This window comes from Serratia sp. H1w (assembly GCF_000633355.1).
GTDB lineage: Bacteria > Pseudomonadota > Gammaproteobacteria > Enterobacterales > Enterobacteriaceae > Chania.
The window spans coordinates 20,949-29,512 of record NZ_AYMQ01000089.1; the positions used below are offsets into that span (position 1 = coordinate 20,949).

Below are 8,564 nucleotides of genomic sequence, written 5' to 3' on the forward strand. Positions count from 1 at the left end.
CGCTGACAAATCGTGCGCCCGTGTGACCTGAACAACCACCCTCTGACTCCCTAAGGTCGGGAGCCAGAGCCGGAATAGCGATTAGTCGCCTTCCAGTTCGATGTTGATACCCAGCGAGCGGATTTCTTTCAACAGTACGTTGAAGGACTCCGGCATGCCTGGTTCCATACGGTGATCGCCATCCACGATGTTTTTGTACATCTTAGTACGGCCGTTGACGTCATCCGACTTAACGGTAAGCATTTCCTGCAAGGTGTAAGCTGCGCCGTATGCTTCCAGGGCCCATACTTCCATCTCACCGAAGCGCTGACCACCGAATTGCGCCTTACCACCCAGCGGCTGCTGAGTTACCAAGCTGTAAGAACCGGTAGAACGCGCGTGCATTTTATCGTCAACCAAGTGGTTCAGTTTCAGCATGTACATATAGCCGACGGTTACCTGGCGCTCGAACTGCTCGCCGGTACGGCCATCAAACAGCGTAATCTGACCAGAGGTTGGGATGCCGCCCATTTCCAGCAGTTGCTTGATTTCTGACTCTTTCGCACCATCGAAGACTGGGGTTGCGATTGGCATACCTTTTTTCAGGTTCTCTGCCAGACGCAAGACTTCGTCGTCGGTGAAGGTGTTCAGGTCAACGGTCTGACAAACGCCGTCACCCAGATCGTAAGCCTTCTGGATGAACTCACGCAGCTTGGCCACTTCTTGTTGCTGCTTCAGCATCTGGTTGATCTTCTCACCAATGCCTTTCGCCGCCATACCCAAGTGTGTTTCCAGGATCTGACCGATGTTCATACGCGATGGAACGCCCAGCGGGTTCAGAACGATGTCTACCGGCGTGCCGTTTTCATCGTAAGGCATATCTTCGATCGGGTTGATCTTGGAGATAACACCTTTGTTACCGTGGCGGCCTGCCATCTTGTCACCCGGTTGGATCTGACGCTTAACGGCCAGATACACCTTGACGATTTTCAGCACGCCTGGTGCCAGATCGTCGCCTTGGGTGATCTTACGACGCTTGGCATCCAGCTTCTTCTCGAAGTCGGATTTCAGTTCGTCGTACTGCTCTGCCAACTGTTCCAGCTGGTTTTGCTTGTCTTCGTCGGTCAGGCCCAGTTCCAGCCAGCGATCGCGCGGCAGCTTGCTCAGCTTCTCAGCTTCGATACCACCGTTAACCAGTACCGCGTGAATACGCGCGAACAGGCCGGCTTCCAGGATTTGCAGTTCTTCAGTCAGGTCTTTCTTCGCCTGCTTCAGCTGCATCTCTTCGATTTCCAACGCACGCTTGTCTTTGTCCACGCCATCGCGGGTGAAGACCTGCACGTCGATAACCGTACCGGAAACGCCGTTTGGTACACGCAGAGAAGAGTCTTTAACGTCAGACGCTTTCTCACCGAAGATCGCACGCAGCAGCTTCTCTTCTGGCGTCAGCTGAGTTTCACCTTTCGGCGTTACCTTACCAACCAGAATGTCGCCACCGGTCACTTCTGCACCGATATACACGATACCGGATTCATCCAGCTTGGAGAGCGCTGCTTCACCCACGTTAGGGATGTCGGCGGTGATCTCTTCCGGCCCCAGTTTGGTGTCGCGAGACACGCAAGCCAGTTCCTGAATGTGGATGGTGGTGAAGCGATCTTCCTGTACCACACGCTCGGAGACCAAGATGGAGTCTTCGAAGTTGTAGCCGTTCCAAGGCATGAACGCGACGCGCATGTTCTGACCCAACGCCAGTTCACCCAGGTCTGTAGACGGGCCATCTGCCAGCACGTCGCCGCGCTCGATTGGCTCACCCAGATTCACACAAGGCATCTGGTTGATACAGGTGTTCTGGTTGGAACGGGTGTATTTGGTCAGGTTATAGATATCAATACCTGCTTCACCCGGCTGCATCTCGTCTTCGTTAACTTTGATAACGATACGGGAAGCATCCACGTACTGGATCACACCACCACGTTTGGCTACGGCGGTAACACCGGAGTCAACTGCTACGGCGCGTTCCATACCAGTACCTACCAGCGGCTTGTCAGCACGCAGGGTCGGTACCGCTTGACGTTGCATGTTCGCACCCATCAATGCACGGTTGGCGTCATCGTGTTCCAGGAACGGGATCAGTGAAGCACCAACAGAAACGACCTGCTGGGTTGATACGTCCATATAGTCAACCTGGTCGCGGCTAAACAGGCTGGATTCGCCTTTGCTACGACAGGTAACCAGGTCTTCTTCAAAGCGGCCTTCTTCGTCCAGGTTGGAGTTCGCCTGAGCGATAACGAAGTTGCCTTCTTCAATAGCAGACAGATAGTTGATTTCATCGGTAACCACGCCGTCACGCACGCGGCGGTACGGGGTTTCCAGGAAGCCATACTCGTTGGTCTGTGCGTACACGGACAAGGAGTTGATCAGACCGATGTTTGGACCTTCCGGCGTTTCGATTGGGCACACGCGACCGTAGTGAGTCGGGTGTACGTCTCGAACTTCAAAGCCGGCACGTTCACGGGTCAGACCGCCTGGGCCCAATGCAGAGATACGACGCTTGTGCGTGATCTCGGACAACGGGTTGTTCTGGTCCATAAACTGGGACAGCTGGCTTGAACCGAAGAACTCTTTCACCGCCGCCGAAATCGGCTTGGCGTTGATCATGTCCTGAGGCATCAGGGTGTCCAGATCGCCCAGGGACAGACGTTCTTTCACCGCACGCTCAACACGGACCAGACCGACACGGAACTGGTTCTCGGCCATTTCGCCAACGGAACGGATACGACGGTTGCCCAAGTGGTCGATATCGTCCACTTCGCCTTTACCGTTACGGATATCGATGAGCTTCTTCATCACTTCGATGATGTCGTCTTTGCTCAGGATGCCCGAACCTTCGATCTCGTCACGCAGCAGAGAACGGTTGAACTTCATCCGGCCAACCGCAGACAGATCGTAGCGGTCTTCAGAGAAGAACAGGTTCTCGAACAGGCTTTCCGCCGCTTCACGCGTTGGTGGCTCACCAGGGCGCATCATGCGGTAGATTTCTACCAGAGCGCTCAGACGATCGCTGGTTGGGTCGACACGTACGGTTTCAGAAATGTACGCACCGTGATCCAGGTCGTTGGTGAACAGCGTTTCGATACGCTTGTGGCCTGACTGGCTCAGCTTGGCCAACAGATCCAGTGACAGCTCCATGTTGGCTGCACAGATCAGTTCGCCAGTATTGGTATCGATATAGTCCTTCGCGACCACTTTGCCCGCGATGTACTCAACCGGTACTTCAATACTGTGGATCTCGTCTTTTTCGAGCTGACGGATATGACGAGCGGTGATACGGCGTGCTTTCTCAACGTAGATCTTACCGTTGGCTTCGATATCGAAGGACGCAGTTTCACCACGCAGACGCTCTGGAACCAGCTCCATCTGCAGCTTGTTATCACGGATCTCGAAAACAATTTTCTCAAAGAACAGGTCAAGGATCTGTTCAGTGGTGTAGCTCAGCGCGCGCAGAATAATGGTCGCAGGCAGTTTGCGGCGACGGTCAATACGCACGAACAGGTTGTCTTTCGGGTCAAACTCGAAATCCAGCCATGAGCCACGGTAAGGGATGATACGTGCGTTATACAGCACTTTACCCGAGGAGTGGGTCTTGCCCTTATCGCTGTCGAAGAATACACCAGGACTACGATGCAGCTGAGATACGATAACCCTCTCAGTACCGTTAATGACAAAGGTACCGTTTTCGGTCATGAGCGGAATTTCGCCCATATAGACTTCTTGTTCCTTGATGTCTTTGACCGTACCTTCTGGCGCTTCACGTTCGTAGATCACCAGGCGCAGTTTTACGCGCAGCGGTGCAGAGTACGTCACACCACGGATCTGGCACTCTTTGACGTCAAACACCGGCTCACCAAGACGGTAGCTAACGTATTGCAGCTCCGAATTGCCACTGTAGCTCTGGATAGGGAAAACAGAACGGAATGCGGCTTCTAAGCCGTATTGCCCTTCTGGATCTTGCTCGATAAATTTCTGGAACGAGTCAAGCTGGATAGAAAGGAGATAAGGTATGTCCAAAACTTGTGGACGCTTACCAAAATCCTTACGAATACGTTTCTTCTCGGTATAGGAGTAAACCATAGGGTTCCTCAGCTCGCTGGAAAGTCGAACCTATCTGTCCGTCCGGATAGGGGACGGTTCATGCAACACCATTTTGTTGATCGGAAAGCGGGAACACTTTCCGCAATACTCGTTTCTATCACGCTTAAATCATTTCATCGCCGTTGCGGCAGATTCGGCTGCGGCAGAAGGGGCGGTATATTAAGTCGTCGATAGAAAGAAATATTGGGGTTGGCCAGTAGTCAAACAGTGTGAAACTCTACTGACGCCCTACAGCGCAAAAAGGCTGGTGACCAAAAAGTCACCAGCCATCAGTCTGTTAGTTAAAACAGACTGCACTCCAAAAGCAGTGGCTTATTTAACTTCAACTTCAGCGCCAGCTTCTTCCAGAGCTTTTTTCAGTGCTTCAGCGTCGTCTTTGCTGATGCCTTCTTTCAGTGCTGCTGGTGCAGACTCAACCAGGTCTTTAGCTTCTTTCAGACCCAGGCCAGTTGCGCCACGTACTGCTTTGATTACTGCAACTTTGTTCGCGCCGATACCTTTCAGTACAACGTCGAATTCAGTTTTTTCTTCAGCAGCTTCAACAGCAGCAGCAGGACCTGCAGCTACAGCAGCAGCAGAAACACCGAACTTCTCTTCCATAGCGGCGATCAGTTCAACGATTTCCATTACAGACAGAGCTGCAACGCCTTCGATAATTTGGTCTTTAGTGATAGACATAACAAAAGTTCCTAAAATTCAGAAATAGTTTAAATACGTTAGCAAAGGCTAAGAAAGAGTGGCTTATGCCGCTTCTTTCTGATCGCGTACAGCAGCCAGAGTGCGAACCAATTTGCCGGCAGCGGCTTCTTTCATGGTTGCCATCAGGCGTGCGATTGCTTCATCGTAAGTAGGCAGCGTTGCCAAGCGGTCAATTTGTGCCGCAGGGATCAGCTCACCTTCAAAGGCCGCAGCTTTAATCTCGAACTTTGCATTCGCTTTCGCGAAATCTTTGAACAGACGAGCAGCAGCGCCCGGGTGTTCATGAGAAAATGCAATCAAGGTAGGACCGACAAACGTGTCTTTCAGGCATTCGAATGGAGTGCCTTCAACTACGCGACGCATCAAGGTGTTACGAACAACACGCATGTAAACGCCAGCTTCACGACCTGCTTTACGCAGTTCAGTCATTTTATCAACGGTAACGCCACGAGAATCCGCAGCTACCGCAGACAGCGCGCCTTTGGCTACTTCGTTGACTTCAGCAACAATCGCTTGTTTGTCTTGAAGATTTAATGCCATTAGCTTTTTGCTCCTGGATTTAGCCGGGGAAAATCCCCGGAACTCACTTCACTCAACATCGTTGTGTAAACACGCGCTGTTGAGCGGCTTAACACGGTGAGCAGAATCCAGCAAAGACCATTCTTTCAAAAGAAAAAAATACTTTAGGCTCTGTCACCGTCTACGCAGGAAGAATTAAGTGCCTTGCGGCACACCTGCGGTCTTGGACGGAGGCCTGGATAGGCCAGGCTCCAACCGAAAATTCTGTTGTTCTACATATAGCAGAACCTTGGGGGATAAGATTCTAGATGAATCCCACCCCCAAGTCAAAAGCGATTAATCAACGGGTGATTAGTTCGCTACAGCAGTCAAGCCGCTTTGATCGATAGCAACGCCAGCACCCATGGTGGTGGAGAGGCTAACTTTCTTGATGTACACGCCTTTTGCCTGAGATGGTTTGGCTTTTTTCAGCGCAACCAGCAGAGACTCAAGGTTTTCCTTCAGCTTGTCTGTGTCGAAATCAACCTTACCGATAGTGGTATGGATGATACCGTTTTTATCGTTACGATAACGAACCTGACCTGCTTTAGCGTTCTTCACAGCTTCAGCAACGTTAGGGGTAACGGTACCCACTTTCGGGTTAGGCATCAGACCACGTGGACCCAGAACCTGGCCCAGTTGACCTACAACGCGCATTGCATCCGGGGAAGCAATAACAACGTCGAAGTTCATCTCGCCTTTCTTGATCTGGTCAGCCAGGTCTTCCATACCTACCAGCTCTGCGCCTGCAGCTTTAGCAGCTTCAGCGTTAGGGCCCTGGGCAAATACGGCAACGCGAACAGAACGACCGGTGCCGTGTGGCAGAACGGTAGCACCACGTACGTTTTGGTCTGATTTACGAGCGTCGATGCCGAGGTTAACAGCAACGTCAACGCTTTCTACGAATTTAGCAGTGGCCAGCTCTTTCAGCAGAGCAACAGCTTCGAGGATGTCATACTGTTTAGTAGCATCAACTTTGTCACGGATCACGCGCATGCGCTTGGTCAGCTTAGCCATTTCTTAATTCTCCACTACCAGGCCCATGGAACGAGCAGTACCTTCGATGGAGCGAATCATCGCTTCAACGTCAGAACCAGTCATGTCCGCAGCTTTGGTTTCTGCGATTTCACGAACCTGTGCACTAGTCACTTTGCCGACTTTTTCTTTGTTCGGCTTGCCGGAACCAGATTTAACACCAGCCGCTTTTTTCAGCAGTACTGCTGCCGGCGGGGTTTTGGTTACGAAAGTGAAGGAGCGATCAGAATAAACTGTAATAACAACCGGGATCGGCAGGCCTTTCTCAACGCTGTCAGTCTTAGCGTTGAATGCCTTACAGAATTCCATGATGTTAACACCTTGCTGACCCAGAGCTGGACCAACTGGTGGACTTGGGTTAGCCATACCGGCTGCAACTTGCAGCTTAACGTAGGCTTGTACTTTCTTGGCCATTGAAATTTCCTCGTTTGGGTAATATCGCCTCGTGAGAGGCTCCCCGTGTTTCGTCTCGCTACAAGAGCAAGACATCTAAAAACAAAAGGCGCGAAATTGTAGTTCAATTTCGCGCCTCTGACAAGCCTCAAATCCGCTTGTCGTGCTGATTATTCGATCAGCCTTTTTCGACCTGGCTAAAGTCCAGTTCCACCGGCGTTGCACGACCAAAGATGGAGACAGACACTTTCAGGCGGCTCTTCTCGTAGTCCACTTCTTCAACAACACCGTTAAAGTCAGCAAATGGACCATCGTTAACGCGCACCAGTTCACCCGGCTCGAACAGCGTTTTCGGACGTGGCTTATCACCAGCCTGCTGCAGGCGGTTCATGATAGCGTCCACTTCTTTATCGCTGATCGGTGCAGGACGATCGGAAGTTCCACCGATGAAGCCCATAACACGAGGAACACTGCGCACCAGGTGCCAGCTGGCGTCATTCATCACCATCTGAACCAGTACATAGCCAGGGAAGAATTTACGCTCACTCTTACGACGCAGACCGCCACGGATTTCTACCACTTCTTCGGTAGGAACCATGACTTCGCCGAACAGCTCTTCCATATCGTGCAGTTTGATATGTTCACGCAGCGATTGAGCTACGCGACCTTCAAAACCGGAAAACGCCTGAACGACGTACCAGCGTTTTTTTGGGGCTTCAGACATTTTAGAACCTCAGGCCAGTAATAAACGATACCAGACGGACCAATATACCATCCAGGCCCCACAAAATCAGTGACATCACGGCGGTTACCGCGGCAACGATCAACGTGGTGTGTAACGTTTCCTGACGAGTTGGCCAGATCACTTTACGTACTTCAGTACGCGCTTCGCGCGCAAACGCAACGGTGGCTTTGCCTTTAGCGGTCATCAATGCCACTGCACCGGCAACGGCAATCACCACGACAACGGCCAACGCACGCAGCGGCAGGCTGAAATCACGGTAGTAATAGTTACCGACGATAGCCACAACCAACAGAACGGCGACGATTGACCACTTGGCCGCTTCAAGGCCGCGCCCGCTCCCTTGAGCCTCGGTATTCGCACTCATAAACCAACCTGTCACTAATGATTCGAACAAACAACTTTGCCTCGCAATGCGAGGCAAACCAAACCGAACAGATGCCGCTTGGCAGCATCCCGGTGTTTTACGCCATGACGTATTTCAGTCAATACCGTTTAAGAGCCCATCTCACCAATGATTATGACTGCAAAATCGCTGATGAGATAGGTTCTAGTTCACAGCGTAGAAAAAGGGCATCAAATGATGCCCTTTTATCGCATGTCGCGTCAAATATTATCCGCGATTAAGCGATAACTTTGGCAACAACGCCCGCACCTACAGTACGGCCGCCTTCACGGATTGCGAAACGCAGACCGTCGTCCATTGCGATTGGGTGGATCAGGGTAACAACCATGTTCACGTTATCGCCTGGCATTACCATCTCTACGCCTTCTGGCAGTTCGATGGTACCGGTCACGTCAGTGGTACGGAAGTAGAACTGTGGACGGTAGCCTTTGAAGAATGGGGTATGACGACCACCTTCTTCTTTGCTCAGGATATACACTTCTGAGTCAAATTTGGTGTGTGGCTTGATGGAACCTGGTTTAGCCAGTACCTGACCACGTTCGATGTCTTCACGCTTGATACCACGCAGCAGAACACCGACGTTCTCACCAGCACGGCCTT

The 8,564-nt window shown here is 51.7% G+C and carries 7 protein-coding genes and 1 pseudogene; all 8 read right to left on the reverse strand.

The annotated features are described in order from the left end of the window. Positions 1-81 precede the first annotated feature (81 nt). A complete protein-coding gene (gene rpoB, locus U869_RS0120300; RefSeq protein ID WP_025121550.1) occupies positions 82-4,110 on the reverse strand; it encodes a DNA-directed RNA polymerase subunit beta in 4,029 nt (1,342 codons plus the stop codon). Positions 4,111-4,443: 333 nt separating this feature from the next. After that, positions 4,444-4,809: a 50S ribosomal protein L7/L12 gene (gene rplL, locus U869_RS0120305; protein ID WP_021182158.1), complete on the reverse strand. Its 366-nt coding sequence runs from the start codon at positions 4,807-4,809 to the stop codon at positions 4,444-4,446. A gap of 63 nt (positions 4,810-4,872) precedes the next feature. After that, a complete protein-coding gene (gene rplJ, locus U869_RS0120310) occupies positions 4,873-5,370 on the reverse strand; it encodes a 50S ribosomal protein L10 (protein WP_025121549.1) in 498 nt (165 codons plus the stop codon). A gap of 330 nt (positions 5,371-5,700) precedes the next feature. Beyond that, positions 5,701-6,405: a 50S ribosomal protein L1 gene (gene rplA / locus U869_RS0120315; protein ID WP_024485330.1), complete on the reverse strand. Its 705-nt coding sequence runs from the start codon at positions 6,403-6,405 to the stop codon at positions 5,701-5,703. Between the two features lie 3 nt (positions 6,406-6,408). Beyond that, positions 6,409-6,837 carry a 50S ribosomal protein L11 gene (gene rplK, locus U869_RS0120320; protein ID WP_025121548.1) on the reverse strand — a complete coding sequence of 143 codons (429 nt, stop codon included), beginning with the start codon at positions 6,835-6,837 and terminating at the stop codon, positions 6,409-6,411. A 157-nt stretch (positions 6,838-6,994) separates the two neighbouring features. After that, positions 6,995-7,540: a transcription termination/antitermination protein NusG gene (gene nusG, locus U869_RS0120325; protein ID WP_025121547.1), complete on the reverse strand. Its 546-nt coding sequence runs from the start codon at positions 7,538-7,540 to the stop codon at positions 6,995-6,997. 1 nt (position 7,541) lies between these two features. After that, positions 7,542-7,925 (reverse strand): preprotein translocase subunit SecE, encoded by a 384-nt coding sequence (secE, locus tag U869_RS0120330; protein ID WP_025121546.1) that lies wholly within the window; start codon positions 7,923-7,925, stop codon positions 7,542-7,544. A 256-nt stretch (positions 7,926-8,181) separates the two neighbouring features. Continuing rightward, positions 8,182-8,564: pseudogene (tuf, locus tag U869_RS0120335) on the reverse strand (elongation factor Tu); the annotation flags it as partial.

Excerpts from the sequence above, each read along its gene's own strand:
- rpoB (WP_025121550.1), bottom strand. The coding sequence starts at position 4,110 with ATGGTTTACTCCTATACCGAGAAGAAACGTATTCGTAAGGATTTTGGT.
- rplL (WP_021182158.1), bottom strand. The coding sequence starts at position 4,809 with ATGTCTATCACTAAAGACCAAATTATCGAAGGCGTTGCAGCTCTGTCT.
- rplJ (WP_025121549.1), bottom strand. The coding sequence starts at position 5,370 with ATGGCATTAAATCTTCAAGACAAACAAGCGATTGTTGCTGAAGTCAAC.
- rplA (WP_024485330.1), bottom strand. The coding sequence starts at position 6,405 with ATGGCTAAGCTGACCAAGCGCATGCGCGTGATCCGTGACAAAGTTGAT.
- rplK (WP_025121548.1), bottom strand. The coding sequence starts at position 6,837 with ATGGCCAAGAAAGTACAAGCCTACGTTAAGCTGCAAGTTGCAGCCGGT.
- nusG (WP_025121547.1), bottom strand. The coding sequence starts at position 7,540 with ATGTCTGAAGCCCCAAAAAAACGCTGGTACGTCGTTCAGGCGTTTTCC.
- secE (WP_025121546.1), bottom strand. The coding sequence starts at position 7,925 with ATGAGTGCGAATACCGAGGCTCAAGGGAGCGGGCGCGGCCTTGAAGCG.